Origin of the sequence: Vibrio sp. 10N.286.52.F8 (assembly GCF_041468745.1) — a bacterium.
Taxonomy (GTDB): Bacteria; Pseudomonadota; Gammaproteobacteria; order Enterobacterales; family Vibrionaceae; genus Vibrio; species Vibrio crassostreae_C.
The window spans coordinates 1-24,722 of record NZ_JBFRJF010000009.1 but is presented as its reverse complement, the minus strand read 5'-3'; the positions used below and the strand labels follow the sequence as shown (position 1 = coordinate 24,722).

The following is a 24,722-nucleotide window of genomic DNA, read 5'->3' as shown; positions in this document are numbered from 1 at the left end:
CTCTTTTAGTTAGTTAACGCAGCTTTTACAGCTGCACCAAGCTCATCTGGGTTGAATTTAGCGATGAAGGAGTTAGCTCCTACACGCTCAACCATGGCTTGGTTAAATACACCACTCAATGATGAGTGTAAAATTACGTATAGATCTTTAAGTTCGGCGTGACGACGAATCTCAGCAGTCAGCGTATAGCCATCCATTTCTGGCATTTCGATATCTGAAATCACCAATGAAATCTGATCGTAAATACTGCCTTCTGATGACATCTCCACCAGCTTCTCATAGGCTTCTTTACCATCTTTCACTGAAATAACTTCAAAACCAATCGACTCAATCGCACGCTGAACCTGCTTACGAGCAACGGTTGAATCATCAGCAATCAAGATACGACGAACCAATTCTTTACCTTGTTCTACTTCTGCGATTTCTTCAGCAATTTTGCTGTCCATTGTTTCATCAACAGGTGAAATCTCCGCTAGAATTTTTTCTACATCAAGAATTTCTACCAGCTCATTATCAATGTTGGTGACTGCAGTCAGGTAATGGGCTTTGCCTGCACCATCTGGCGGCGGAAGAATCGACTCCCAGTGCATGTTAATAATGCGTTCTACTGAACTGACCAAGAAACCTTGAATGGTTCGGTTAAACTCAGAAATAACCACAAAACACTTTTCAACATCCGTTGTAGGACGGCCACCAATCGCTAAGCTCAAATCGATTACAGAGATCGTTTGGCCACGAATGTGTGCTACACCTTTAACCAGTGGGTTCAAGTTTGGCATTTTTGTCAGTTTAGGGCACTGAAGTACTTCTTTTACTTTAAAAACATTAATGCCGTAACGCTGACGCCCCATTAGGCGAAAGGTTAGTAATTCTAATCGGTTTTGACCGACGAGTTGCGTACGCTGATTCACCGAATCAAGAATACCCGTCATGAGCTCATCTCCATATCAAACTTTTTTGTATAAAAAGTGTTAGTCTACTGCAGGCTACGAACCACTAGAGAAACGGAATGATATATCATAAAACAAATCTGCCGCTTTTTTCCATAGCAATGTGTAGAGCTACTTTTAAAACTGTCGCTAAGTTTATCGGCATTTTATCAATATTGTTTAGTTTTTTTGTACAAGCTGCGACTCCAGAGCAAATTGAAATGATTCAGTCTGCGGCGGAACAACACATCCTAGAGACAGTTGAGCAGCCACAAGGCGGCGAACTCTTTGTTAACTCAGCAAATGTGGACTCTAGAATCAAAGCAACAGATTGCCCTATTCCTCTAGATACCAGCGCCTCAACCACCAGCAATACCCGCAGTAGCATTACGGTTTTAGTGCAATGTGTTCCTGATGAATGGCGAGTTTACGTGCCGGTACGTCTTTCAATGTCAGTACCACTAGTCACAACAACACGCTCATTAGCAAGAGGCGAAATCGTAGGTCAATACGATGTCACCACCGCTATGATTTCGCTTAACAAGTTTCGTCGCCAAGGTTTCACCGCTCCCCAACAAGTGATCGGCGCTAAGGTAAAAAAGAACCTGAGGCCAGGTGATGTTGTCGAAAGAGGCGATATCTGTGTCGTATGCCGAAACGAGAAGGTTATCATACAGGCAGTAAAAGGTGGCATGACCATTACCACCAAAGGGACTGCGCTTACGGATGGCTCAATGGGAGATCAAGTAAGAGTGAAAAATGATAAATCACAGCGTATAATTGAAGGTATTGTTACCAGCATGTCTGAAGTCACGGTTTACTTTTAACTCTTTACTTCTAAATTGACGGTATCGTTAGTTATTTTGCTCTCAACTTTAACGCCAAAATATAACGGCTGCGGTGTTTTGTCCCTTTTCGACTATTGAGCTAAAAATTGCTAAAGTATTCGAACCCTTGGTCGATATTGACTGTACAGGTTCCCATTTTTGAAGAAAAAGGCTTAACTATGGCAGGCATTGATAATATTCGTTCAGGGCAAACCCTAACGACCACTAACCGACCAACAGTACGCTCTGATTCTAGCTCTGAGGCATCACGTTCTGATGTGTCAACTAAATCACCAGCAAGCAAAGACGCGGTTTCACTAAGCCAACAAGGCAAAGCGATTGGTCAGCTCCATCAAGACATGGCAGCACAACCAAGCTTTGACTCTGTAAAAGTTGCTGCAATAAAAGAAGCAATTGCGAATGGTTCATACACTGTCGATCCAGAGAAACTGGCTGACAACATGATCAAGTTCGAAGATGAATTAAAAGGCCTTTAAGAAAACACTAACTTTTCATTGAAGTTATTGTCTTAAAGTACACGAGGTTATGAATAGGTTTACGTTATGGCGGCACTAGCAGATTTAGTTAATTTTCAACTTCAAAATGCCAAAGCCTTATCTGAATTACTAAGTTCAGAGAAAACCGCTATTACGAGCCGCCAATCAAACGATATTGAGCGAATCGCCAAAGAAAAAGTGGTCCTTGTTGAACAGCTAAGATCAACCGATCAACGAATTGCTACCCATACCAATATCTCAGAATTGACCGAGAACCCTGAACTTGCTCAATTAGTCGCGACCATCAAGTCCATAGTGCACGACTGCCACCAAGCGAACCTAGTCAATGGCGAAGCCTTGAATAGAGCACACCTCAGTTTCAAAAAACTCAGCAATATGATGCAGCAAAGCCATGGTAAAATTGGTATGACTTACAATGCCGGTGGCCAAACGCATACGATTTCTACGCTGGGAACCAATGTAAAAGCCTAATTGGTCTTAATCTTCTTCGCACAACACCCTTCTTGCTTGTATCTGTATCTGTATCTGTATCTGTATCTGTATCTCAGCCTACCCTTCTCGCTACACCGTCAAAGTCTCTCTAAACCTGTAAATGCCCCTAATAAACGATAAACACAAAAAAGCGGCAAGTATTTTCATACTTGCCGCTTTCTTAGTCATAACCGTTATTGGTTGCCGATACGCCATCTGGAAAGCGAGTGGCAGCCAATATAATTAGGTAAGCTATAACTGGATGCTCCTAAAACTAGAACAACGTTTGTTGTCTCTTCTCAGGCACTGCCTGAACTTCACCGTAATTACGTAGCTGTTCCATCTTACGGATATCTAATTGGAGCTCTGTTACATAGCTATCACCCACTGGGTAACTGCGCACCACTTCTGCGCCACGGATAACACCATCAACCGCACCTGACGTACGCTCTGTACCAAGCCGTTGATCTTCAAGTTCTGCTCGACCGCTTACTCGCATGCCGTAAACCTGTTCAGCAAGCTCACGATAAGCATCGATCTTAGAGGCTCTCATCGCGCGGATACGTCTCTCTTCGTCGTTACGACCTTTCTGCTCACTGATACTCGCATAGCCAACAGCCACTAAGAAATCATCAGGTCTCATGCTCTGCAATGGCTGACAGCCAACAAGCAGTAAAGCGGCAACAACAAACATTAACTTCTTCATCTCGAACTCCTAAGGGCGAAGAATAACAGTATAAGGCTGACTGATCGTTGGATCGGAACGAATGATCACGCCATCTTGAGTTCGAATACTGTTGAGAGTATCTAGGTCACGGCCAATACGGTCTGCAGGTAAGAAGCCTTGTGCCGTCGCCACTACAATTCGAGTTTGCATGCCAACAACGCGAGCATTTACTAGTACACCGCCTTCTTGGCGAAGCATGGTGCCTGTCAGTACATACTGTACGTCTTGCTCTTGAGCTAAGTCTTTCCAATCGCGGCTCAACGCAAAGTCACCTTGGTGAGTCACTTGGATAGAGCCAGTAGTTTTAAAATCAACTACCTTGAAGCCACGACGCTGAAACTGATGAATGAAGCCTTCTGATACCGAGTTGCCTAGCCAGTTCGTTGTGTCCATGTGCTGCAGGTCCACAAACGAAGTAATTGCTATTGGCGTTCTCGCTGAAATACTTGTATTCGAAATGATCAGATCTTCGGTCATACTTTCCACGAAGAAATCCATGGTATGACGAGGGCTATCCATCAACATAAACTGACTGCCTGAATATTCAGACTTGCCGTTATAGATTGGCGAATAAGCGCATGAGGTCAACAACATGACACTCATTACTACGAGCCATTTTTTCATTCTCTTATCTCCAGATAGGTTTAGTGCTCCCTGTTCCAATATGTTCTCACCATTATTCTTTTCAATGGATTACAATGTTGGAACAGTCTTTGCTTTTCATTAATGGTTCAGATTAAGAAAAACGCACTTAAGTCAGCTTCAAGCTTATAGTTATTTGTTAAGCAATATTTATACCCAACTGGTAACGAATAGATGAAAAAAATAATTTCTTACTTATTTTCAATAAGTTCACTGATAACCATAAGCTTCAGTGCTCATGCCTCTTGGTATGAAGTTACCGGTACCGCAGCCATCGTATCCTCAGAGGAAACGGCAAGGGTTCATGCTCTGGAAGACGCGGTATATAAAGCGATCCAGTTCTCAGGAGCCGACATTGGTAGCATTGCCAACCTCACGCCCTACCTCGACGCAAACAAAAAAGAGTTTCAATTTACCAATCATGAAGTGCGCTACATCTTGGTAGAAAAAGAGAAAAAACGCAGTGGCAATATAATGATCACCGCAAGGATCGATATCTATCCTTCGGCAAATGCTTGCCATGAGAGCCAATATAAGAAGACATTTTTGGTCGGCAACATCGATGTGACTTCCCCACAGCAAGCTGTAATGGGCAGAATCTATAACATCGGTGATGATTTTGGTCATGTCGTAGATCGACAGCTGGCGCAAGAGTCTCGCAGCTTTGTTTCCGTTGGCACGACCAATTACGACATCGACAAACGTCGACCTGAAGTGATCAAGATGATCGCCCAAGACACTGGCGCACAATACATCATTGGTGGCGACATTACCGATTTAACCGCGACCATCGAGTCCAAACTGTTGAAAGACGACATCATCAATCGCCAGTTTGCGTTAGAGATGCAAGTCTTCGATGGTAAAACAGGACATCAGGTTTACAACCGTAGCTATCGTGAAGTGGCAAAGTGGCCATTTGCTAAGACCAGTGAAGTCGACACCCGCAGTGCCCGTTTCTGGGCATCAACCTACGGCAGCATGATGCTGCGTGTTAGCCGTAATATTATGTTGGACTTAGAATCGGAAGTGTCATGTAAGATCACCCTTCCAGAGGTTGCAGCGGTATTTGGTAACACTGTGACCATTGATTTAGGTCGAATGCATGGCGTACAACAAGGTGACAAACTGCAACTGTGGCACACAGGTTCGTTTATCGACCAACGCGGCTTGCCACGTAATAAGGTATCTCAAAGCGATATCACACTGACCGTTTCTCGCGTTTATGAAAACGAAGCAGAACTGACGATCGACCAACCAAGCCTTGCTGGAAGCATTCAAATTGGTGATGTGATGCAGAAAATCATGTAGTTAACGACACGCCCGCCTCACAGTTTCTAATAAAGCCTTAGCACTTTTGTTAAGGCTTTATTTTTTTTCATGGGTATTAGTTTCGGTTTTGCAGTATTTGGCGTAATCTTATTAATAACATAATCATCACTTAGCAAACTATGAGTCAGAATAATCTAATTGGTGCTACCGGTTACCGCTTTATCTCGAAAGGTAAAACCGCTTTTAAGATCCACATTCATACTCCCGAAGATACGGTGTTGCATCGGTCGGTCGGTTTTGTTCGTATGGGTGAAGACAAAGCACTGAAGAAAACCATTAAATTAAGAGATGAACTGGGCAGACAGCTATGGGGCAAATTTTGGCCCAAAGTCCTCAAAGAGCCCTACCTGATGACGCGCCTGCCTCATAGTCTAGAACCCAAAATTGTATTCAAGCCAAATCCAACTCAGAGTGATCCTGAGCACCGCGACGAGTGCTACATCGCTAAGTGGCGCGTCTTCTCTGAGAATGGTGACTACAAGTACAAAACCAAGGTATGTTCAATCAGAAAGCACGGCCGACTTGCAGCTTATAGCCAAACCAAACGTGCGCTGCTTGATGCTCACAAAGACGTAATTGATCTACTTATATTTATGGGACGATTGAACAGCATCGACTTAAAATAGGCTTAAATCCGATTAAGCTGACCGCCCATATTTTTCAGATACAAAAACAGCCGCACATTGCGGCTGTTTTTAATTTATGACGATCCATCGTGGCAATTTAGAGTATTGCTACATACAAAATCGATTACCTAGTTTCGGCATATCTCAGCCAGTGTCGCCAATCGGCGCTTAGACTCTTTCACATAAGGGTTGGCTTGATCCCATGCGTAACCCGCCAGAATTGAGCACACCATCTGCTTAATCTTTGGATTTGGATCTTGATAGAAAATCACATCCTGCAAAGTACCTGAGTACCACCCCTCAACATACGTTCTAAAGGTGTTTACACCAACCATCAAAGGAGCGGCATAATCGCGTTCCCAATCTACCTTCTCACCGTTAAGTTGCTTTTCGACACACTCAACCGCAAACTGTGCCGACTTCATCGCAATCGTCACGCCTGACGAGAACACCGGGTCAAGGAACTCGCCGGCATTGCCAAGCAACGCGTACTTATCCGTCGCCAAATGTTTTACATTGGCAGAATAGCCACCAATTTCACCCCCAGGGTTTGGATACTCGGCGCTTGCCAGTATCTCAGCCAAGCCCGGCTCTTCCGCTGCCAGCTGTTTAATTGCAGCAATCTTGTCTTCTGGATAGGACTCAAAGAACTTAGGCTCTCCTACGACACCAAACGAAGAGACACCGTTACTAAACGGGATCAACCAATACCAAACATCAGGGTTGGTTGGATGCACAGAGATAAGAATTTTATTTCGGTCATATTCAAGATCGGTATCCACCTCTGCAATATGATCGTTAATGTGCGTAAAAATAGCTTTGCGTGGAGGGAGCGATGACGGCTCTGCCAAGTTAAGCATTTTTGGTAGCACTCGACCAAAACCACTGCCATCCAGAACGTATTGCGCTTCTATCTGATAACGCTCTCCACCCAGCACTTGTACATCTAAAATGGTGCTGTCGTCGGTGAAATTAATGCCCATTAACTCATGTTGGTAATCAATGCAGACACCCTGCGCCTCAGCCGTATCTGCCAAAACCTTATCAAAGGCACCTCGCTGAACCTGAAACGTAGTTCCAGGGCCAGAAGAGAACTTGTCTTCAAAATTAAACGCCGTATAAACGCCATTTTTGCGAAAGGCAGCGCCATCTTTGTATTGGAAGTTAGCGTTGATCACTGCGTCAGTCATCCCAGCCTGTTCAATCACTTCCATACAAGCTGGTAATAGGCTTTCACCAATAGAAAAGCGAGGGAATACGCTCTTTTCAATCACTCGAACATCGATGCCTTTTTTATGAAGTAAAGACGCAGCAATAGACCCTGATGGCCCAGCTCCGATGATCACCACTTGAGTTGATAGTTTTTTCATTATTTAAGCCATGTTTGTTATTTTTATTGCGCGCCAGCTTTCAATTCAAGAAGCGTGTGACCAAGACCGATATCGTCGGTGCGAGTTACCACTTCAAAGCCCGCTTCTTCAACGATCTCTAAGAAATCTTCACTGCGGTAAAAACGGCTGTTGCCATTTGCCAAGCAGGTAAAGTAGAGAGACGTCGCGTTTAAGCTATAAGAAGCCGCATCGTATTTCTGTGCATCCCAAAACAGTTCAAGGATATAGACAGTCGCGTCTTCTGACATATGAGAGCGAACGCGCTTTAATATGCTCAGAATCTCCATTGGCGAGAAACAATCAAGGAACTGACTCATCCACCAAACATCCGCGCCCGTTGGCAGAGTTTGCTGTTTATCGAGCATATTCGCTGGGAATGGCGTGACTCGCTCTTGATGACCATGCTTTGCCGCGTTTGCCATTGCCATTTCTAGCTGCTGTGGCAAATCAACAATCGTCACCTCAACGTCCGCATCATGGTTGCAGCATTGCATCGCCCACTTACCCGTGTTGCCGCCGATATCCACCAGCGACTTAGGTTTCTTGCTGAAGACTTTTTCAAGTAACACAGGGAACGAGCGATCCGAATAGAAGTGATCAAACTTGAACCAACTCTCTTTTGCTTTTTCTGGCAATTGAGACAAGCCTTGGTAAATGGTTTCCCAATCACCCAACTCTTTCAAGCCTGCAGGTGTGCCTTCTTCAATCGCTTCTGTTAGATGCATCATCGCGGCATAACAAACATCGGCTGTGAAATCCATGTTTGCGTTAGTCATACCATCATGCAGAAGGTAGAAACCAAGGTTAGCCATTTTGTAGTTAGGCTTTTCCCAAGTCACAATATGAGCACTTAACGCCATATCGAGCAGGACTTTCACGCCGTACTCAGAGACACCGGTCGATTCAGAGATAGACTCTGCTGGTAAACCCTCGTTGCCCGCGTCATCTAACGCTTTCAAAATGCCTAAATCACGAAGTGTACGAGCAGTATGAAAAACAATCGGAGCGAAAGACAATTTCTGCGCTTCTGTTTTTGCTTCTAATGCGTTGAATGGATCTAATTTATATTCCGACACGAAAAACCTAACTTTAAATAATAGAGAGTTACTCAGCTGCCATTTGCGCAAGCTTACGTTTAATATCAACGTTTAAGTTATTAACCCAACGGTTGTAATTACGGTGTATTTCACCATCGTCGTACTTCAAATTCTCTGATTCAACGTAAAGAATAGAGTAAAACTTATCACTATAAGGAATTTCAACCACAGCGTGGTGCGAACGAACATACAATTCAGCGCGGATCAAACCAGGCTTTATTTCTGAAACCAACCAGCCTCGATTTTCAGCAGATTCAGAAATAGCTGATTTAACCTGTTTACTTTGAAGATTCAGTGCAACTGGAGTATCCTCAACATTCATTACAGGTTGGACGCGTCCACATCCTGCAAGAACGAATATGAATAACATTGAAACTGCTATTTTTAGTAATTTCATTTAAATTCCTTATCTGTGTTTATTTATAAGCGCGCATAGTATTTAGTTAGACTCAAAGCAAATCAATACTCTATGTCAAATCAATCCCAATTAATGTCGTTTAATATTGAGAAATGGTCTGCAAATTCAGCGGGGCTCAATTCTATTGCTGAATGGCAAGCGTGGAGCACTAATTTAGATTGGCCACAAGATGGCTCAACTGAATTTAAAGCTATTCCTCCAATGATGCGCCGCCGAATGAGTGTGCAAAGCAAACTTGCTGTCCAAACCGCGTTAACCCTATTAAAAGACACCTCGATTGATTATCTGGTCTTTGCTAGCCGACATGGTGAGTTGCATCGAACCGCCACTTTAATTCAGTCGATATTAGAAGGTGACGATGCCTCACCAATGGCGTTCTCGCAGTCGGTACATAATACCGCAGCTGGTCTAACCACCATTGCCGCCAAAGCACCGATTCCACTGACTTCAATAGCCGCAGGGCAAGATACTTTCCATAACGCTCTGATCGAAGCTTATCTTTACCTTCATCAATATCCGTCGCATCGAGTGTTAGTTATCGATTTCGACCAACCTCTGCCCGAGCTCTACCAAGAGTACGAAACACAGAACTTTGCTGATTATGCGCTGGGCTTAGTGCTCACCGCTGGCAGTGAATACTCTATTACTAGGACAGTAGAGACCAACCAAGCACCTTCCGTGTTACCACAAGGGTTACAAACGCTCCAACATATCTTATTAGGTACAAATAGGTGGGCTATTGCTGGCAAGCACCAAACTTGGTCTTGGGTAAATAACACCGAGACAGGTACAGCGTAATGAGCAGAGTAGACCAGTATTGGCGAGTATTCGCGACAGGCCTCTGCTTTACCATCTTTGGTTTGGGTGGCTTAGTATTGAGCTTCTTAATCTTACCGACTATCGCGCTAACCAATCCCAATACCATTAAAAGAGAGCTTAAAGCACAGCGATTAATCCGTTTCTCATTCAATGCGTTTTGCCAGATCATGAAGTTTACCGGAGCAATCGATTACCGAATTGATGGTGCAGAACTACTGCGTAACGACCGTAACTGCATTATCGTCGCCAACCACCCAAGTTTGATTGACTATGTGCTGATCGCCTCTCAACTTCCTCAATGTGATTGCCTCGTCAAAGCGGCCATTTGGGAAAACCCTTTTATGAAAAGGATTGTCAAAGCGGCAGGTTATATACCGAACCAAGCCCCTGACGATCTTTTAGAGCGCTGTGAAGAACGCTTCTCACGTGGCAATGTCATGCTGATTTTTCCCGAAGGAACTCGCACAACGCCAGGAATTGAACCATCCTTACAGCGTGGGGCGGCACAAATCGCGACTCGAACACAAACCGATTTACGCGTGATTCATATTACGGTTTCTCCGACATTCTTAACGAAAGAGAAAAAATGGTATCAAGTTCCTGCGTCGAAGCCCTTTTTTCATGTCGCGGTGAAAGGTAAAATAGAAGTCGAACCATTTATTGAAGGCTCAAATAATTTAACTTCGGCAGCAAGGCGCCTTAATCATCATCTTGCACAAACAATTTTCCCTTCCGAAGAAAACATTTAGCGTATCAATAATATAACAGGCGATATCGGCATTTCGAAAATACCTCATATAATGTAGAATCGCCCCCTTAAAGCAGCATTCAGATAAAGCATTAAGTAGGCCAAAGTGGAAACATTACACAACGAACTGAAACAACTGATCATCGACGCATTGAACCTTGAAGACATGAGCATTGATGAGATTGAAACGGAAGCTCCACTATTTGGTGATGGACTTGGACTAGACTCTATCGATGCCCTTGAGCTTGGCCTTGCTATCAAGAAAAAGTACAACATTGTTATCGATGCAGATGATTCAAACACTCGACAGCACTTTGCGTCAGTTGAAAATCTAGCGAACTACATCTCTTCTCAAACGAATAACTAGACAGATCTTTATGACACAAGCTAACCAACAAGAAGTATACAACCAGGTTAAAGATGCGCTTATTGAGCTGTTCGAGCTTGACGCTGAAGATATCACCCCTGAAGCTCATCTCTATCTTGATCTAGACCTAGACAGCATTGATGCCGTTGATTTGGTCGTTCACCTACAGAACGTCACAGGTAAGAAGATAAAACCTGAAGAGTTCAAAGCAGTGCGCACCGTTAATGACGTTGTCGAATCTGTGGTTGAACTATTGAAGGACGCCTAATGCGTCCTCTGCTGACTTTACTGTCGGCAATTATACTTTTCACTTATCCAATAGCGGTTTACTTTGGACTCAACAAGTTTGGCTTACAAACCGTTGGTATTGCCTTAGCCGCTATCTTTGCTGTACGCATTTTCACCGGCGGTCAGGCTAAAATCAAAGAGCTAAAACACCTAGCTTGGATCAGTGGAAGTGCCGGTATTGTTCTGCTGGCTTTAGGCTTAGCCTTTAAGCAACACGGCTGGCTAACCTATTATCCCGTTATCGTTAATGTTTGTATGCTGGTTGTATTCGCTTCGAGCCTATGGCAACCACAAACGATTATCGAACGTCTTGCTCGCCTTCAAGAGCCTGAACTTCCGCAAAGTGGCGTTGATTACACACGAAAAGTCACCAAAGTGTGGTGCTTGTTCTTTGTTATCAATGGCTCTATTGCCCTTTACACCTGCTTCCAACCGCTAGAAGTATGGACCCTATACAATGGCTTACTCAGCTATCTGTTTGCAGGGTTACTCTTTGCAGGAGAGTGGGTAGTAAGACAGCGCATTCGTCAGAGTTAAATTGTTATGACCCAAACCGTATCTTACACCTCGTTGTCTGAGCTTCTTAGCCAGGACAGAGCCCCTGAATCTATTGTCTGCTTTGACGACAATAGCGAGATTACGTGGCAAACATTTAACGACGACTTATCTCAACTCGTACAATTTTTGTCTTTATCCCCTTTTCAACGAATCGCGATTTGTACCCAAGACAGCTACCTATTTGCGGTGGCCTTTTTGGCATGTACAGCAGCCAACAAACACATCATCTTACCGGGCAACTACCAGCCATGTGCGCTTGCTGAGTTAAGTAAGCAGTTTGATTGCCTGCTAGTTGATAACTCGATTGGCGAAGTTGAGGTGAATGACGTTCGTAATATCCAAACCTTATTGGATTCAAACACTGAAGCACAAAAACCTCTAACCGAGAATCTTACGACCATTGATTTGGCAACAGTCCCATTAACTCTGTTCACTTCAGGTTCAAGTGGCACGCCAAAAGCGATAGATAAAACGTTAGAGCACCTCGATATTGAGACCGCTCAGTTACACAAGAACTGGGGTGAGTTACTCAAGGGAAACCAAATCCAAAGCACAGTTTCTCATCAACATATCTATGGTTTGCTGTTTAGAATCTTATGGCCACTATGCTCTGGTGTTCCATTTGCTCGACACAACCTTGAATACCCAGAACAGATCTTATCTCACGCAAATCAAAACTGTGTACTGATCAGCAGCCCAGCGCTACTTAAACGATTAAAGCATGAGACCAACAAGGTACAACTTGCAGGAATCTTCTCTTCGGGTGGTCCATTGCCTACCGAGTCGGCTCACCAGTCACGAGATCTGCTTGGTCATTTACCGATTGAAGTCTTTGGTAGCACAGAAACCGGTGGCATCGCATTTCGTCAGCAAGAGAGCGCTCAAACGCCTTGGCAGCTTTTTGCCTGTATTGAGGCTAGTCTCAACAGTGAGAATTGCATTAAGTTATTGTCGCCGTACATCGATAAGAATAACTGGTATCAAACCTCTGATGAGTGCGAGATGGTCTCGGAGAATCAATTCATATTGAAGGGCCGAACGGACCGAGTGATCAAGATAGAAGAAAAGCGAGTATCACTGGTTGAAGTGGAAAAGCGACTGGAGCAACTGCCTTGGATAAGTGAGTGCGTGGTTATTCCATTTGAGGAGCCTGAGCGATTAATATTAGCCTCTGTTTTGGTATTATCAGATGAAGGCCAAGCCGCTCTATCGACCATGAGCAAAGGTAAATTCTGGTTGATGCTGCGTACAGAACTCAGAAAGTGGTTAGAGCCAATCGCAATCCCGAGAAAATACCGTGTTGTCGATGAGATCCCCCTCAACAGCCAAGGTAAGCGATTAACATCTCACATAGAACAGCTAATAAAATCATAGAAACCGCTGATCGTATTTTACACTGAGATTATCTTTTTATATTTTTGTCAAAGAACCAATATTTGCCCAAGGATTCTAAGCACGCCCTATGGATAAAAGAAAACCAAACATCATTGCTGTAGACACGGTAGAAAATGAATCGACCCTGACACTTCATGTTAGCGGAGATATCACCGACTTTAATGGGCACTTCAAGAGCTTCCCTATTCTACCTGGCGTCACGCAAATTGATTGGGCACTTCACTACGCAGTCCAAGAGTTAGGCGTTCCTGGTTTCTTTAAAGGAATGGAAGTCATTAAGTTCCAAGAGCCTATCCTGCCTGACGCTACAATCCAGCTATCACTCAAATGGGATGCTGACAAAGACAAGCTGAGCTTTAGTTACACATCAAACAACGGTGAACAGACCCACTCTTCAGGCAAAATGAAGCTGGGAGAAAAAAGTGAATAGCGCTCCCGTCGAGGCTACTTCTCAACACCACACAAAAGAAAGCAGCTACAAGGCTTGCTTCCTTATCCCGTGCTTTAACCATGGCGCAACCATGCCGGCTGTGGTGTCGTCACTTCATCATTTTGAGTTACCGATCATCATCGTTGACGATGGCAGTGAACTCACAACAAAACAGTTTCTGTCTCCCCTAGCAGAGAATTCAAACGTAACCTTGGTGACGCTTGAACAGAACCAAGGTAAAGGCGGCGCAGTAAAAGCCGGAATCAAAAAAGCGCAGCAACTAGGCTTTAGCCACGCTATTCAGATAGATGCTGATGGGCAACACGACCTGGAAGCCTTGCCAACATTGATTGAGGCCTCACAAGCTAAGCCACAACGTCTGATATCAGGCCAGCCTATCTACGACGACAGCGTACCCAAAGCAAGGCTCTATGGGCGCTACGCGACACATATCTGGGTATGGATAGAAACCCTTTCTTTATCAATTAAAGACAGCATGTGTGGCTTTAGAGCGTATCCTATCAACCAAACTCAAACTGTGTTGAATAAGTACGATGTTGGTTCGAGAATGGACTTCGATATCGAGATTTTGGTTCGCCTGTATTGGGAAGGTTGCGACATAGACTTCGTTGAAACGCGCGTTATCTATCCTGAGAACGGCATCTCTCATTTCGATGCGTTGTGGGATAACGTCAAAATCAGTTGGATGCATACACGTCTATTCTTCAGCATGCTGCCAAGAGCACCAAAACTGATTGCTCGCCATTTCAAATCCGATTCAGCTGATAATAACCCAAATTTATCGACTGATTCAGAGCCGCAAGCTTCTGAACAACCACACTGGTCCCGCACTCAAGAACGCGGCACAGTATTAGGCATTAAGCTGTTATTAGCCATTTATACCTTGTTAGGTCGCGGTGTGTTCAACCTCATTCTGCGTGGTGTGATGCGTTACTACCACTTGACGGGCCAGCGTGCGCGAAACGCTTCCGAACAATATCTATTCCAATTAAAAGCCTATGCGGAACAGCAAAATATTGAGCTCCCCGGAGAACTAACCAGTTACAACCATCTGCTTTCATTTGGCCATACGATGCTCGACAAGCTCGCGGCATGGAAAGGTGATTTCTCGGCAGATAACCTGACTATTCATGGCCAAGACCAGTTCGAGAGCATGGTGGCAAATAAGCAAGGTGTGCTAATCCTTGGATCTCACCTTGGCAATATTGAGCTGTGCCGAGCTTTAGGTCGCAGACACTCGAACATCAAAATCAACGCCCTGGTTTTTACAGAACACGCCGAACGTTTTAATTCCGTGATGAAAGCGGTTAACCCGCAGTCTGATTTAAATCTGATTCAGGTGACATCGATGGGGCCTGATACCGCTATCTTGTTACAACAGAAACTAGAGCAAGGCGAATGGATCGTGATTGTTGGCGATCGAACTTCCACCAGCAAAGAGAGCCGCTCAGTATGGGCTGAGTTCTTAGGTAAGGAAGCTCCATTCCCTCAAGGTCCATTTATGTTAGCCTCGGTTCTCAAAGCACCCGTATTTTTGCTGTTTGGGTTACGTGACGACTCACAATCTAAGCCGCATTTTAATGTCTATTTCGAGCATTTTAGCAACAAGATCGAGCTACCAAGAAAGACTCGCGAACAATCTTTACAGCAAGTCGTGCAAAAATACGCAAATCGACTTCAGCACTACACACTGCAAGCACCGCTTCAGTGGTACAACTTTTTTAATTTTTGGACATTGAGCAAGCACCATGACGAAAAAGAATCCAAATAGCATCACCTTTGGTGCCGAGCGCCTCACGATTGAGGATGTTGTCGCTATCTCACAAGGCGCAAAAGCCTCGATGAACACAAGTGAAGCATTCACATCTAAGATCGACCGTGGTGTCGCTTTCTTAGAACGCCTATTGAAAGAAGAAGGTGTGATTTACGGTGTAACGACGGGTTACGGTGACTCATGTACGGTTGCGATTCCGCCAAACCTAGTTGACGAGCTACCACTGCATTTAACACGTTTTCACGGCTGTGGTTTAGGTGAAATATTGTCTCACGAACAAGCTCGTGCAGTCCTTGCAACTCGTCTTTGTTCGTTATCACAAGGTGTCTCTGGTGTGACTCACGATCTACTCAACCAGATCGTTACCCTAATCAACCAAGACATCTCACCACGCATTCCTCAAGAAGGATCGGTGGGTGCCAGTGGCGACTTAACACCTCTGTCTTACTTAGCCGCAGCACTGATTGGTGAGCGTGATGTAATCTACAAAGGTGAAGTGCGCCCAACCAGTGACGTCTACAAAGAGTTAGGAATTAGCCCTATCAAACTTAAGCCAAAAGAAGGCTTGGCGTTGATGAATGGTACGTCTGTAATGACGGCATTAGCTTGTATCGCTTACAAGCGTGCGGAATATCTAGCTCAGCTATCAACTAAGATCACCGCTATGGTATCAGTCGGTATGCACGGCAATGACTTCCATTTCGATGAAGCGCTGTTTGCAGTCAAACCTCATCCTGGTCAACAACAAGTTGCTGCATGGCTGCGTGATGATCTGCAAGCGGATCGCCCGCCACGTAACAGTGATCGCCTCCAAGATCGTTACTCTCTGCGCTGTGCTCCACATGTTATCGGCGTGGTTCAAGACTCTCTGCCTTGGCTACGCCAAATGATCGAGAACGAGCTAAACAGTGCCAACGACAACCCAATTATCGATGGTGATAATGAGCGCGTACTGCACGGTGGACACTTCTACGGTGGACACATTGCAATGGCGATGGATACGTTAAAAACTGCAGTTGCGAACCTTGCTGATCTGCTTGACCGTCAAATGGCTCAGCTGATGGACTACAAGTTCAACAACGGTTTGCCATTCAACCTAACGGGTGCTGAAGGCGAACGTAAGCCAATCAACCACGGCTTTAAAGCAGTACAGATTGGCGTTTCAGCTTGGACAGCAGAAGCATTGAAACACACCATGCCAGCAAGCGTATTCTCTCGCTCAACTGAGTGTCACAACCAAGATAAAGTGAGTATGGGCACCATCGCAGCTCGTGACTGTTTACGCGTTCTAGAGCTAACCGAACAAGTGGCAGCAGCGTCACTACTGGCGGGGACACAAGCACTCGAACTTCGTAAGCGCCACAATGAGCTTGATGAGCACCACATGAGTGAGAACCTCAAGCACATTCGCGACGAAGTGCTTAAGGAGTTTGAATTTATCGTAGAAGATCGACCACTTGAAGGCGATCTACGCCACTTCATTGCTCGTATTCAAAGTCAGCACTGGTCACTTTACTCATAAAGTAGCCAACCCTTTACGCAATATTGTTGAGAGCGATTTATGTCTGAAATCCTTCACCCATTACAATCTGAGGTGACGCTTATCACCTCATTCCAAGATGCCGACCCAATGGGCGTGATCTATCACGGCAACTACTTCCGATTCTTTGAAGAAGTTAGGCGCATCATGATGGATAAGATTGAGTACAACTACCATGAGATGAAGGATTCTGGCTACATGTGGCCTATCATCGATACCCGCGTGAAATACATTAAGGCGATACCGTTTAATCACAAGATTAAGGTAACGGCGAAACTCACCGAGTGGGAAAATCGCCTGCGCGTCGATTATGAAATTCATGATGCTCTAACCGGTGCTCGAATGACACGTGCTCACACCATGCAGGTTGCCGTCACCATCGAAGAACAAGAGATGTGCTTTGCCTCACCCAAAGTGTTTACTGACAAAGTCGAACACTGGCACCAATTTGGTTGCTTACCTCTAGCAACTGAACATCAAACACAAACCTCTAACCCACAGCAGGTGAACCATGAATCTGTTTAAACGCAGTCGCAAATACATCAATATCGCGCTAATTGGACTTACTGCGATGATGGCAAGCGGCCTTGTAAGCGCCAAAGAAAACTCTGCTGCTGTCAATTCTATTTCAGAGCTGCAGACGGTGCTCAGCGAAAATAGTATTGTGCGTGGTGAGTTCACTCAAACACGCAATATGGAGATGTTCGCCCAGCCTTTAACGTCACAAGGTACATTTCTGTTAGACAAATCAAGTGGCTTACTCTGGACACAAACCACTCCGTTTCCCGTGAACTTAGTGCTCACCGATAACAAACTGAGCCAAAGGTTTGCCGATCAACCCGCAAAAATCATCACCGACAAAGAAAATCCAATGGCGTTTTATTTCAGCCATATCTTCTTGTCAGTGTTTCATGGGGACACGCAAAAACTTCAGGAACAGTTCGCACTCAATTTTGAGCCCGCAACTAACACCAGCTCTGATGAAAATGTACAAGCATGGACACTGACTCTAAAGCCCAAAAATGCACCGATGAATGCGGTGTTTGAGGCTATCACGCTGCAAGGCAACAGCGATATTGAACGTATTGAGTTGAAAGAGATTCGTGGAGATAGCACAGTGATCGAATTCAGTCAGTTAAGCCATCTACCGGAAGTATTATCAGATGCTGAAGCGAAACAATTCCAACTCTAGTCTTGCCCTTGTTTGGCTTGTTGTTGTAATGCTGTTTAGCGGGTTGTTGACCAAACAATTCGCTTTTTCTTCGTCGGTACCGATTGAAAGCAACATTCTAAAGTTACTGCCCGAAAACCAGCAAGACCCAATGGTAGAGCAAGCCTTTCAGCAGATATCCAGCTCGATGAGCGAGCAAGTGGTATTTATCATAAGCGCTCCCGATATCGAACAAACCATGGTTGCGACCGACGCTTTTGAAAAAGCTCTCAACCAAAGAACTTTTTCAAGTCAGCCAACTCTGTTTAAGCAAGTTCAAGGTAAAATCAACGCCAGCACTCAAAGCCAGTGGAGCGATTTCTATTTTCGTCACCGATCTCAACTGCTGACCCAACAACAAAAAGAGACGCTGACACACTCGCCTGATTCGCGAGCTCAATATGTCATTCAGTCTCTGTACAATCCATTCTCAGGCGTCACTGCAGCAGAGTTATCTCTCGACCCATTCTTGTTATTTCGCGACTACATCAGTGCTATTGGCGTCCAATCAAGTAACTTTGTTCTGAAAGAGGGCTATCTCACGGCCCAGTCGAATGAGCAAACTCATATTTTAGTCACGGCTACTCTGGCGGACTCACCTTATAGCTTGGCGATTCAAGAACAACTTCCAGATCTTGATTCAATTGAGCGCGAGGTCGAAAAACAATTTGGCGTCAAGGTGCAGCATACTGGTGTGGTGTTCTACGCCAATTACGGTACCGAAAGCGCGAAATCAGAAATCAGTACCATTGGTTTGGGCTCATTGGCAGGCGTTATTTTATTGGTGTGGCTGACATTTCGTAGTGCGCTACCACTTGCCTTATCTTTACTCTCAATCAGTACAGGATTATTGGTTGCACTGGCAAGCACTGTCGCTATCTTTGGTAAGGTGCATCTATTCAGCTTGGTGTTTGGCGCTAGCTTGATTGGCGTATCCATCGATTACTCTTTTCACTATCTCACTGACCGTTTGGCCGCAGGAAGCCACTGGCAGAGCGATAAAGGCCTAAAGCATATTTTCATTGCCATCACTCTAGGTTTAATCACCAGCTTAATCGGATACTTAGGGCTACTGGTTGCGCCATTCCCAGGCTTGCAGCAACTGGCTCTGTTTTCGTCGATTGGACTGATCGCAGCTTACGCCAGTGTGGTGTGCTGGTACCCCGTTTTAGCGGTAAAACCAGGCCAAGAGCGCCCTCTTCCCCTGTCGAAACTTTGGCATACTTGGTTAAGCCTTTGGAGCAACCAAAAATTTAGAATTGGCTTACCGTTAACAGTGACTGTCGTTAGCTTGATGTCACTCAGTCAAATTCGTTACGACGACGATATTCGCCAGCTTCAGGCTATGCCCGAACAACTCAAACAACAAGAGCAAGCCATTACTGAGATATCAGGGTTAGGCAGTGGTCAAAATATGCTTTTGGTCACAGCTCAGAGCGACCAAAAGCTACTCAAAAAATTGACAGAAATCACCACAAGCTTAGATTCGCTGGTCAATAGCCAAGGTATCTCCGGGTATCGCAGCATCAATCAACACTTGTTAAGTAAACAAGAACAGCATGATAACTATCAGTTGGTTGAACAACTCTATAGTCAACAAAGCCATATATTACAAAGCTCTCTCGGTTGGTCTACGTTTCCAGAACTACCAAAATTCGAACCAATCACGGTATCTGGATTTTTGGAGTCTCCAGTCTCAGAGCCTGTTCGACCACTTTGGTTAAAACCTATCGACGGGCAAGCAGCGTCGGTCATTTTGATAAAAGACGTCACTGATGCTGAGTTGTTCTCACAGTGGTTGGAGTCAGATTTTGCTCAGAAGCAAGGTGTGAAACACCTCAATAAAGCGGATGAAATCTCCTCTCTTTTTGCTGAGTACCGCGTCAAGATTACCGAGCTGTTATTGATAGCATTGGCAGCTATTGGCATGCTGTTAGGCTGGCGCTATGGTGTGAAGCAAAGCCTGTTAATGCTGTTGCCTTCATTGATTGCAGGCGTAGCAGGTTTGGCGGTCACGGGCATTTTAGGCTCGACACTGAACCTATTTAACCTGCTTGGTTTGATTCTGATTTTAGGGATTGGCATAGACTACACCCTGTTCTTTGCTGAGCAAAAGAAATCGCTGAGCACCTTATTAGCGATCACCTTGTCAGGTCTCACAACACTACTTTCATTCGGCTTACTGTCGCTGAGCCAGACTCATGCTATTCATAGCTTCGGGGTGACGGTTCTGACAGGGATCTTTGTCGCTTGGCTGCTTTCTCCACTCGCGATCAACAGTAGTAAAAACGTAGAAGGACCAATTACTCGAGAGGCTTTTAGATGATCCAGACATTAAAGGTAACCTTCGCCATACTAGTGGGCATTCTAATGAGTGCCTGCTCGATGGTTTCTCAGCAGCCAAGTGGTGCGAGCGTGTCTATCGATCAAGACACCGATCTAGCACTACCACTGCCAGCTGAACTGGGATACTCATTAACAGCCAGTCAGTTGATTAGCGCTACGTGGGAAAATGATACACAGCAGCTTCCGGTTCAAGTCGAAGTCACACCAGGTAAAGTGGTTTTGGCGGGGTTCTCCTCTTGGGGTACTCGCATTCTATCGCTGCAATACCAGAATCAAGTAATTGATACGCAGGTTTTGTCTGGGCTTGGCGCAACTTTGCCACAACCTGAACAGGTGCTATTTAATTTAATGCTTACCTTATGGCCGGCTGAAGCATGGGCTCAGCCTTTACAAAGCATAGGTTGGCACCTAGTCGATACCGACAAAACAAGAACCGTATTTGATGAAAACCAACAGGCAATCATTCAAATTGATTACCAAACAGATCCTGGTACACACAAAACGGCAGGCGACATTGTTTTCAAACATTTGACCCTGGGCTACAACATCACCGTACAAACGTTGAACTCAACGATTGTCGACAATCCAAGTAAGAGTTGAACACTATGCCTATTTACATCCAAGACTGTGGTTTCCACTCAGCGCTAGGCTCAGAGATTGCCGATATTCATGGCTGTCTAAAAGACGAGCGTGAATCAAATATGGTCGAAGTGCACGATATGCTGAACGATGGTAAACACACTGTCGTTGGTCAGATCGCGGGTGAACTACCACCGATTCCTTCAGATCTTACGCAATACGCCACTCGCAACAATCAACTGGCGCTGTCGGCTCTTCACCAAATTGAAGATTCTATCGAGCAAGCCAAATCTCAGTTTGGCGCAGATAGAATTGCTGTTGTTATTGGCACCAGCACATCTGGGATCTCCGATGGTGAAGCAGTCTTCAAACAAAAATTGGCAAACGGCGAGTTTCCAGCAGATTACCATTACTCAAAACAAGAGCTTGGTGATACCTCAGAGTTCGTTAGCCAGTATTGCGCATTAACGGGGCCAAACTACGTCATATCTACGGCTTGCTCATCCAGTGGCCGCGTATTTCTGACCGCCCAGCGCTTATTAGATTCAGGTATGGCTGATGCCGTGTTAGTGGGTGGTGTGGATACATTGTGTAAGCTGACACTCAATGGTTTCCACGGTCTTGAAGCACTCTCAACAACACATTGTAAGCCATTTAGTGCAACCCGAGAAGGTATCAACATAGGAGAAGCAGCGGCATTTATGTTGCTCAGCAAAACAAAGTTAGCCGGTGTTAATGCAGCACAAGACACGTCAAACATTGCCTTATTGGGCTGTGGGGACAGCTCTGATGCACACCACATTTCAGCGCCTCACCCTGAAGGCAATGGTGCTGAACAAGCAATGAAAAAAGCGTTACATTCTGCACAGTTAAACGCAGAAGACATTGGTTATATCAATGCACATGGTACAGCAACGCCACTCAATGACTCGATGGAAAGTAAAGCCATTCATCGTATTTTTGCAAACAAGGTTCCCGTCAGTTCTACCAAACCGCTGACCGGGCATACTCTAGGCGCAGCAAGTGCGATTGAGGCTGCAATTGCGTGGCATATTTTGAAATATGACTTACCGCTTCCCTTACAAAAATGTCAGGATAAAGCTGAAGATATTGAGATTGATTTGGTAAACTGTTCACAGAAACTTAAAGCAAAGAACATCTTAAGCAACTCGTTTGCTTTTGGTGGCAACAACATTAGCCTGATTTTTGGTGTAGTAAATGACTGATATCCCTTCTGTAGACCAACTTCTCCCTCACGATGATCCGATGATATTAATCGATCGTGCTATCAGCGTAGAGGCGTTGTCGATCCACTGTCAGGTCGATATTGGTGACCATAATCTGTTCTTTGACGCCGAATCTCAAACGGTACCAGCATATGTTGGAATCGAGTTTATGGCGCAGTCTGTAGCGGCATGGTCTGGATATCACGCACTTAAAAACGGCACCACGCCCCCAATCGGATTCTTACTCGGCTCTCGTCGCTATAAATCACTGTGTGATGAGTTTACTCAAGGTCAGACCCTTGATATCTACGCCGAACAGATGATGGAAGACAGCGGTATGGCTGTGTTTACCGCAAGAGTCGAAGACCGAGGTGAGTTAGTGGCTCAATGCCAACTCAACGTCTACGTGCCGACCGAACAAAAATTACAAGAAATGAAAACTAGGAGCCCATCATGAGCCGTCAGGTTTTAGTCACTGGTGCCAGTAAAGGTATTGGTAAAGCGATCGCTATTCAACTCGCGAAAGACGGGTTTGAAATCGCCGTTCATTACATGGGTGACAAGCAAGGTGCTGAAGAGACGCTAAAGTCGATCACCGAACTGGGTGGCGCTGGACGTCTTATTCAATTTGATATCAGCAAACGAAGCGAGTGTCGCGAAAAGCTTGAGTCTGATATCGCTGAACATGGTGCTTACTATGGTGTAGTGAACAACGCGGGCATTACTCGTGACACTGCATTCCCCGCGATGACGGAAGAAGAGTGGGATGGTGTGATCCATACCAACCTAGATAGCTTCTACAACGTACTTCACCCTTGTGTAATGCCTATGGTTCAAAAGCGTAAAGGTGGCCGTATCGTCACTCTAGCGTCGGTATCCGGCATTATGGGTAACCGTGGTCAAACTAACTATGCTGCAGCAAAAGCGGGGGTGATTGGCGCAACTAAGTCTCTTGCTCTAGAACTCGCAAAACGCAAGATCACGGTAAACTGTGTCGCTCCTGGCTTAATTGACACAGGTATGGTTGACGAGCACGTGAAAGATCATGCACTTCCTCAAGTACCACTGCGCCGTATGGGTGAGCCGGAAGAAGTAGCCGGCCTAGTCAGCTACCTAATGTCTGATATTGCAGGCTACGTAACTCGCCAAGTGATTTCAGTAAATGGAGGCTTAGTATGACCCGCCGCGTTGTTGTAACTGGAATGTCTGGTGTTACTGCTTTTGGTAACGACTGGCAACAGATAGAGCCTAAGCTAAAGGCCTGTGAAAATGCGACTCAATATATGCCAAGCTTCGAGCAATATGATGGTCTCAACACAAAACTTGCCGCGCCTATTGATGACTTCCAACTGCCTAAACACTACAAGCGTAAGCAAGTGCGTGGCATGGGCCGTGTATCACGCCTAGCTACCGTTGCGACTGAGAATGCATTGGAGCAAGCCGGCTTAATTGGTCACGATGTATTGACCAATGGCGAAACTGGTATCGCTTACGGCTCTTCAACTGGCAGTACCGATGCGGTTGGTGCTTTCGGAGTAATGCTGAACGAGAAGTCGACACGAGCAATCACAGCAACCACTTACGTTCAAATGATGCCACACACAGCCGCGGTAAACGTAGGTCTGTTCTTTGGTCTGCGTGGCCGCGTGATTCCCACCAGCAGCGCCTGTACTTCAGGAAGCCAAGCCATTGGTTACGCCTATGAAGCGATCAAGCATGGTTACCAAACCGTAATGGTTGCCGGTGGTGGTGAAGAGTTATGCCCAACTGAGTCTGCCGTTTTCGATACCCTTTTCGCTACCAGTTTAAAAAACGACACACCCAAGAAATCCCCTAGCCCATACGACAGCGAGCGTGATGGCTTGGTTATCGGCGAAGGCGCTGGAACCCTGATCCTTGAAGAGTACGAACATGCTGTTGCTCGTGGCGCAAAGATCTACGCAGAAATCATAGGTTTTGCGAGCAACTGTGATGCGGCTCATGTGACTCAACCTCAGATGGAAACCATGCAAATCTGTATGGAGAAAGCATTGAGAGACGCACAACTTCCAACTGAGAAGATTGGCTATGTTTCTGCGCACGGTACTGCGACTGAAAAAGGTGATATTGCAGAGAGTAACGCGACAGCGAATATCTTTGGTGAAGTACCAATCAGCTCTCTTAAGAGTTACTTTGGCCATACGCTTGGTGCATGTGGTGCAATTGAAGCGTGGCTCAGCCTAGAGATGATGCATAGCGGTTGGTTCAGCCCAACCCTAAACCTTAAGAATGTCGATGAACAGTGCGGCAAGCTCGATTACATCACGGGCTCAGGTCGCGAATTGGATGTTGAATACTTGATGAGCAACAACTTTGCTTTTGGTGGAATCAACACCTCTATCATCTTCAAGAAAGTCTAAGCTTAGCTACATAAAACGCTAAGTAAATAAAAAGGTTCATCGCGGAT

Annotated in this window: 28 protein-coding genes; 22 read left to right on the top strand and 6 right to left on the bottom strand. The window is 45.2% G+C overall.

Annotation, left to right across the window (positions count from 1 at the left end):
* Positions 1–5: 5 nt before the first annotated feature.
* Positions 6–932, bottom strand: a complete 927-nt coding sequence (locus tag AB4133_RS04000) for a chemotaxis protein CheV (protein WP_004736173.1) — start codon at positions 930–932, stop codon at positions 6–8.
* A gap of 77 nt (positions 933–1,009) precedes the next feature.
* On the opposite strand from AB4133_RS04000, the gene flgA reads away from it, so the two are divergent.
* The 3 genes from flgA to AB4133_RS03985 all read left to right on the top strand — a co-directional run bounded on the left by flgA (position 1,010) and on the right by AB4133_RS03985 (position 2,745).
* Positions 1,010–1,756, top strand: coding sequence for a flagellar basal body P-ring formation chaperone FlgA (gene flgA / locus AB4133_RS03995; RefSeq protein ID WP_017085300.1), 747 nt, complete (start codon positions 1,010–1,012; stop codon positions 1,754–1,756).
* 179 nt (positions 1,757–1,935) lie between these two features.
* A complete protein-coding gene (flgM, locus tag AB4133_RS03990) occupies positions 1,936–2,253 on the top strand; it encodes a flagellar biosynthesis anti-sigma factor FlgM (RefSeq protein ID WP_004736171.1) in 318 nt (105 codons plus the stop codon).
* A 66-nt stretch (positions 2,254–2,319) separates the two neighbouring features.
* Positions 2,320–2,745 (top strand): flagella synthesis protein FlgN, encoded by a 426-nt coding sequence (locus AB4133_RS03985; RefSeq protein ID WP_004736170.1) that lies wholly within the window; start codon positions 2,320–2,322, stop codon positions 2,743–2,745.
* A gap of 274 nt (positions 2,746–3,019) precedes the next feature.
* On the opposite strand, the gene flgP is transcribed toward AB4133_RS03985, so the two are convergent.
* Together flgP and AB4133_RS03975 are read right to left on the bottom strand one after the other, a co-directional pair.
* The gene (gene flgP / locus AB4133_RS03980) at positions 3,020–3,451 is read right to left on the bottom strand and encodes a flagellar assembly lipoprotein FlgP (RefSeq protein ID WP_372224000.1); all 432 of its coding nucleotides are present in this window, start codon (positions 3,449–3,451) and stop codon (positions 3,020–3,022) included.
* Positions 3,452–3,460: 9 nt separating this feature from the next.
* Positions 3,461–4,096: a FlgO family outer membrane protein gene (locus AB4133_RS03975; protein ID WP_017064137.1), complete on the bottom strand. Its 636-nt coding sequence runs from the start codon at positions 4,094–4,096 to the stop codon at positions 3,461–3,463.
* Between the two features lie 192 nt (positions 4,097–4,288).
* On the opposite strand from AB4133_RS03975, the gene AB4133_RS03970 reads away from it, so the two are divergent.
* Positions 4,289–5,422: a flagellar assembly protein FlgT gene (locus AB4133_RS03970; RefSeq protein WP_017062267.1), complete on the top strand. Its 1,134-nt coding sequence runs from the start codon at positions 4,289–4,291 to the stop codon at positions 5,420–5,422.
* A gap of 140 nt (positions 5,423–5,562) precedes the next feature.
* Complete coding sequence (locus AB4133_RS03965; RefSeq protein ID WP_017062268.1) at positions 5,563–6,069, top strand: hypothetical protein; 507 nt, start codon at positions 5,563–5,565, stop codon at positions 6,067–6,069.
* A gap of 128 nt (positions 6,070–6,197) precedes the next feature.
* Here the strand turns inward: AB4133_RS03965 and AB4133_RS03960 are convergent, their stop codons facing one another.
* Genes AB4133_RS03960 through AB4133_RS03950 form a run of 3 tightly spaced genes read right to left on the bottom strand, consistent with a single transcriptional unit; the run spans position 6,198 to position 8,954 of the window.
* Complete coding sequence (locus tag AB4133_RS03960) at positions 6,198–7,439, bottom strand: NAD(P)/FAD-dependent oxidoreductase (protein ID WP_136974758.1); 1,242 nt, start codon at positions 7,437–7,439, stop codon at positions 6,198–6,200.
* Between the two features lie 23 nt (positions 7,440–7,462).
* A complete protein-coding gene (locus AB4133_RS03955; RefSeq protein ID WP_065584069.1) occupies positions 7,463–8,536 on the bottom strand; it encodes a methyltransferase in 1,074 nt (357 codons plus the stop codon).
* Between the two features lie 28 nt (positions 8,537–8,564).
* Positions 8,565–8,954: a hypothetical protein gene (locus AB4133_RS03950; protein ID WP_017062271.1), complete on the bottom strand. Its 390-nt coding sequence runs from the start codon at positions 8,952–8,954 to the stop codon at positions 8,565–8,567.
* Positions 8,955–9,026: 72 nt separating this feature from the next.
* Between AB4133_RS03950 and AB4133_RS03945 the strand changes: the two genes are divergently transcribed.
* The 17 genes from AB4133_RS03945 (at position 9,027) to AB4133_RS03865 (ending at position 24,675) form a co-directional block, all read left to right on the top strand.
* On the top strand, positions 9,027–9,773 hold the full coding sequence (locus AB4133_RS03945; protein ID WP_170963074.1) for a beta-ketoacyl synthase chain length factor: 747 nt from the start codon (positions 9,027–9,029) through the stop codon (positions 9,771–9,773).
* The gene (locus AB4133_RS03940) at positions 9,773–10,543 is read left to right on the top strand and encodes a 1-acyl-sn-glycerol-3-phosphate acyltransferase (protein ID WP_017062273.1); all 771 of its coding nucleotides are present in this window, start codon (positions 9,773–9,775) and stop codon (positions 10,541–10,543) included. Before AB4133_RS03945 ends, AB4133_RS03940 begins: the two co-directional genes overlap by 1 nt.
* Before the next feature lie 105 nt (positions 10,544–10,648).
* Positions 10,649–10,909, top strand: coding sequence for a phosphopantetheine-binding protein (locus AB4133_RS03935; RefSeq protein WP_004736154.1), 261 nt, complete (start codon positions 10,649–10,651; stop codon positions 10,907–10,909).
* A gap of 10 nt (positions 10,910–10,919) precedes the next feature.
* Complete coding sequence (locus AB4133_RS03930; protein WP_004739745.1) at positions 10,920–11,177, top strand: acyl carrier protein; 258 nt, start codon at positions 10,920–10,922, stop codon at positions 11,175–11,177.
* Positions 11,177–11,734 (top strand): septation protein IspZ, encoded by a 558-nt coding sequence (locus AB4133_RS03925; RefSeq protein WP_017062274.1) that lies wholly within the window; start codon positions 11,177–11,179, stop codon positions 11,732–11,734. The genes AB4133_RS03930 and AB4133_RS03925 overlap by 1 nt, the downstream gene beginning before the upstream one ends.
* Before the next feature lie 6 nt (positions 11,735–11,740).
* Positions 11,741–13,129, top strand: a complete 1,389-nt coding sequence (locus AB4133_RS03920; protein ID WP_017062275.1) for an AMP-binding protein — start codon at positions 11,741–11,743, stop codon at positions 13,127–13,129.
* 88 nt (positions 13,130–13,217) lie between these two features.
* On the top strand, positions 13,218–13,580 hold the full coding sequence (locus AB4133_RS03915) for a 3-hydroxyacyl-ACP dehydratase (RefSeq protein ID WP_017062276.1): 363 nt from the start codon (positions 13,218–13,220) through the stop codon (positions 13,578–13,580).
* Entirely contained in the window at positions 13,573–15,372 is a 1,800-nt protein-coding gene (locus tag AB4133_RS03910; RefSeq protein ID WP_017062277.1) for a glycosyltransferase, read from the top strand. The genes AB4133_RS03915 and AB4133_RS03910 overlap by 8 nt, the downstream gene beginning before the upstream one ends.
* A complete protein-coding gene (gene hutH / locus AB4133_RS03905) occupies positions 15,350–16,897 on the top strand; it encodes a histidine ammonia-lyase (RefSeq protein WP_017062278.1) in 1,548 nt (515 codons plus the stop codon). The genes AB4133_RS03910 and hutH overlap by 23 nt, the downstream gene beginning before the upstream one ends.
* A 39-nt stretch (positions 16,898–16,936) precedes the next feature.
* Positions 16,937–17,440 carry a thioesterase family protein gene (locus AB4133_RS03900; protein ID WP_017062279.1) on the top strand — a complete coding sequence of 168 codons (504 nt, stop codon included), beginning with the start codon at positions 16,937–16,939 and terminating at the stop codon, positions 17,438–17,440.
* Positions 17,427–18,107, top strand: a complete 681-nt coding sequence (locus AB4133_RS03895; RefSeq protein ID WP_017064143.1) for an outer membrane lipoprotein carrier protein LolA — start codon at positions 17,427–17,429, stop codon at positions 18,105–18,107. The genes AB4133_RS03900 and AB4133_RS03895 overlap by 14 nt, the downstream gene beginning before the upstream one ends.
* On the top strand, positions 18,079–20,451 hold the full coding sequence (locus AB4133_RS03890; protein WP_048659798.1) for an MMPL family transporter: 2,373 nt from the start codon (positions 18,079–18,081) through the stop codon (positions 20,449–20,451). The genes AB4133_RS03895 and AB4133_RS03890 overlap by 29 nt, the downstream gene beginning before the upstream one ends.
* Positions 20,448–21,071 (top strand): DUF3261 domain-containing protein, encoded by a 624-nt coding sequence (locus tag AB4133_RS03885; protein WP_029235408.1) that lies wholly within the window; start codon positions 20,448–20,450, stop codon positions 21,069–21,071. The genes AB4133_RS03890 and AB4133_RS03885 overlap by 4 nt, the downstream gene beginning before the upstream one ends.
* A 5-nt stretch (positions 21,072–21,076) precedes the next feature.
* Positions 21,077–22,276: a beta-ketoacyl-[acyl-carrier-protein] synthase family protein gene (locus AB4133_RS03880; protein WP_017062283.1), complete on the top strand. Its 1,200-nt coding sequence runs from the start codon at positions 21,077–21,079 to the stop codon at positions 22,274–22,276.
* A complete protein-coding gene (locus AB4133_RS03875; protein ID WP_017062284.1) occupies positions 22,269–22,733 on the top strand; it encodes a hotdog family protein in 465 nt (154 codons plus the stop codon). Before AB4133_RS03880 ends, AB4133_RS03875 begins: the two co-directional genes overlap by 8 nt.
* A complete protein-coding gene (locus AB4133_RS03870; protein WP_017062285.1) occupies positions 22,730–23,455 on the top strand; it encodes a 3-ketoacyl-ACP reductase FabG2 in 726 nt (241 codons plus the stop codon). Before AB4133_RS03875 ends, AB4133_RS03870 begins: the two co-directional genes overlap by 4 nt.
* The gene (locus AB4133_RS03865) at positions 23,452–24,675 is read left to right on the top strand and encodes a beta-ketoacyl-ACP synthase (RefSeq protein ID WP_372223999.1); all 1,224 of its coding nucleotides are present in this window, start codon (positions 23,452–23,454) and stop codon (positions 24,673–24,675) included. The genes AB4133_RS03870 and AB4133_RS03865 overlap by 4 nt, the downstream gene beginning before the upstream one ends.
* Positions 24,676–24,722 lie beyond the last annotated feature (47 nt).

Bases quoted from the DNA above. Each gene is read 5' to 3' on its own strand.
- AB4133_RS04000 (WP_004736173.1), bottom strand. From the start codon at position 932: ATGACGGGTATTCTTGATTCGGTGAATCAGCGTACGCAACTCGTCGGT.
- flgA (WP_017085300.1), top strand. From the start codon at position 1,010: ATGATATATCATAAAACAAATCTGCCGCTTTTTTCCATAGCAATGTGT.
- flgM (WP_004736171.1), top strand. From the start codon at position 1,936: ATGGCAGGCATTGATAATATTCGTTCAGGGCAAACCCTAACGACCACT.
- AB4133_RS03985 (WP_004736170.1), top strand. From the start codon at position 2,320: ATGGCGGCACTAGCAGATTTAGTTAATTTTCAACTTCAAAATGCCAAA.
- flgP (WP_372224000.1), bottom strand. From the start codon at position 3,451: ATGAAGAAGTTAATGTTTGTTGTTGCCGCTTTACTGCTTGTTGGCTGT.
- AB4133_RS03975 (WP_017064137.1), bottom strand. From the start codon at position 4,096: ATGAAAAAATGGCTCGTAGTAATGAGTGTCATGTTGTTGACCTCATGC.
- AB4133_RS03970 (WP_017062267.1), top strand. From the start codon at position 4,289: ATGAAAAAAATAATTTCTTACTTATTTTCAATAAGTTCACTGATAACC.
- AB4133_RS03965 (WP_017062268.1), top strand. From the start codon at position 5,563: ATGAGTCAGAATAATCTAATTGGTGCTACCGGTTACCGCTTTATCTCG.
- AB4133_RS03960 (WP_136974758.1), bottom strand. From the start codon at position 7,439: ATGAAAAAACTATCAACTCAAGTGGTGATCATCGGAGCTGGGCCATCA.
- AB4133_RS03950 (WP_017062271.1), bottom strand. From the start codon at position 8,954: ATGAAATTACTAAAAATAGCAGTTTCAATGTTATTCATATTCGTTCTT.
- AB4133_RS03945 (WP_170963074.1), top strand. From the start codon at position 9,027: ATGTCAAATCAATCCCAATTAATGTCGTTTAATATTGAGAAATGGTCT.
- AB4133_RS03940 (WP_017062273.1), top strand. From the start codon at position 9,773: ATGAGCAGAGTAGACCAGTATTGGCGAGTATTCGCGACAGGCCTCTGC.
- AB4133_RS03930 (WP_004739745.1), top strand. From the start codon at position 10,920: ATGACACAAGCTAACCAACAAGAAGTATACAACCAGGTTAAAGATGCG.
- AB4133_RS03925 (WP_017062274.1), top strand. From the start codon at position 11,177: ATGCGTCCTCTGCTGACTTTACTGTCGGCAATTATACTTTTCACTTAT.
- AB4133_RS03920 (WP_017062275.1), top strand. From the start codon at position 11,741: ATGACCCAAACCGTATCTTACACCTCGTTGTCTGAGCTTCTTAGCCAG.
- AB4133_RS03915 (WP_017062276.1), top strand. From the start codon at position 13,218: ATGGATAAAAGAAAACCAAACATCATTGCTGTAGACACGGTAGAAAAT.
- hutH (WP_017062278.1), top strand. From the start codon at position 15,350: ATGACGAAAAAGAATCCAAATAGCATCACCTTTGGTGCCGAGCGCCTC.
- AB4133_RS03900 (WP_017062279.1), top strand. From the start codon at position 16,937: ATGTCTGAAATCCTTCACCCATTACAATCTGAGGTGACGCTTATCACC.
- AB4133_RS03895 (WP_017064143.1), top strand. From the start codon at position 17,427: ATGAATCTGTTTAAACGCAGTCGCAAATACATCAATATCGCGCTAATT.
- AB4133_RS03890 (WP_048659798.1), top strand. From the start codon at position 18,079: ATGCTGAAGCGAAACAATTCCAACTCTAGTCTTGCCCTTGTTTGGCTT.
- AB4133_RS03885 (WP_029235408.1), top strand. From the start codon at position 20,448: ATGATCCAGACATTAAAGGTAACCTTCGCCATACTAGTGGGCATTCTA.
- AB4133_RS03880 (WP_017062283.1), top strand. From the start codon at position 21,077: ATGCCTATTTACATCCAAGACTGTGGTTTCCACTCAGCGCTAGGCTCA.
- AB4133_RS03875 (WP_017062284.1), top strand. From the start codon at position 22,269: ATGACTGATATCCCTTCTGTAGACCAACTTCTCCCTCACGATGATCCG.
- AB4133_RS03870 (WP_017062285.1), top strand. From the start codon at position 22,730: ATGAGCCGTCAGGTTTTAGTCACTGGTGCCAGTAAAGGTATTGGTAAA.
- AB4133_RS03865 (WP_372223999.1), top strand. From the start codon at position 23,452: ATGACCCGCCGCGTTGTTGTAACTGGAATGTCTGGTGTTACTGCTTTT.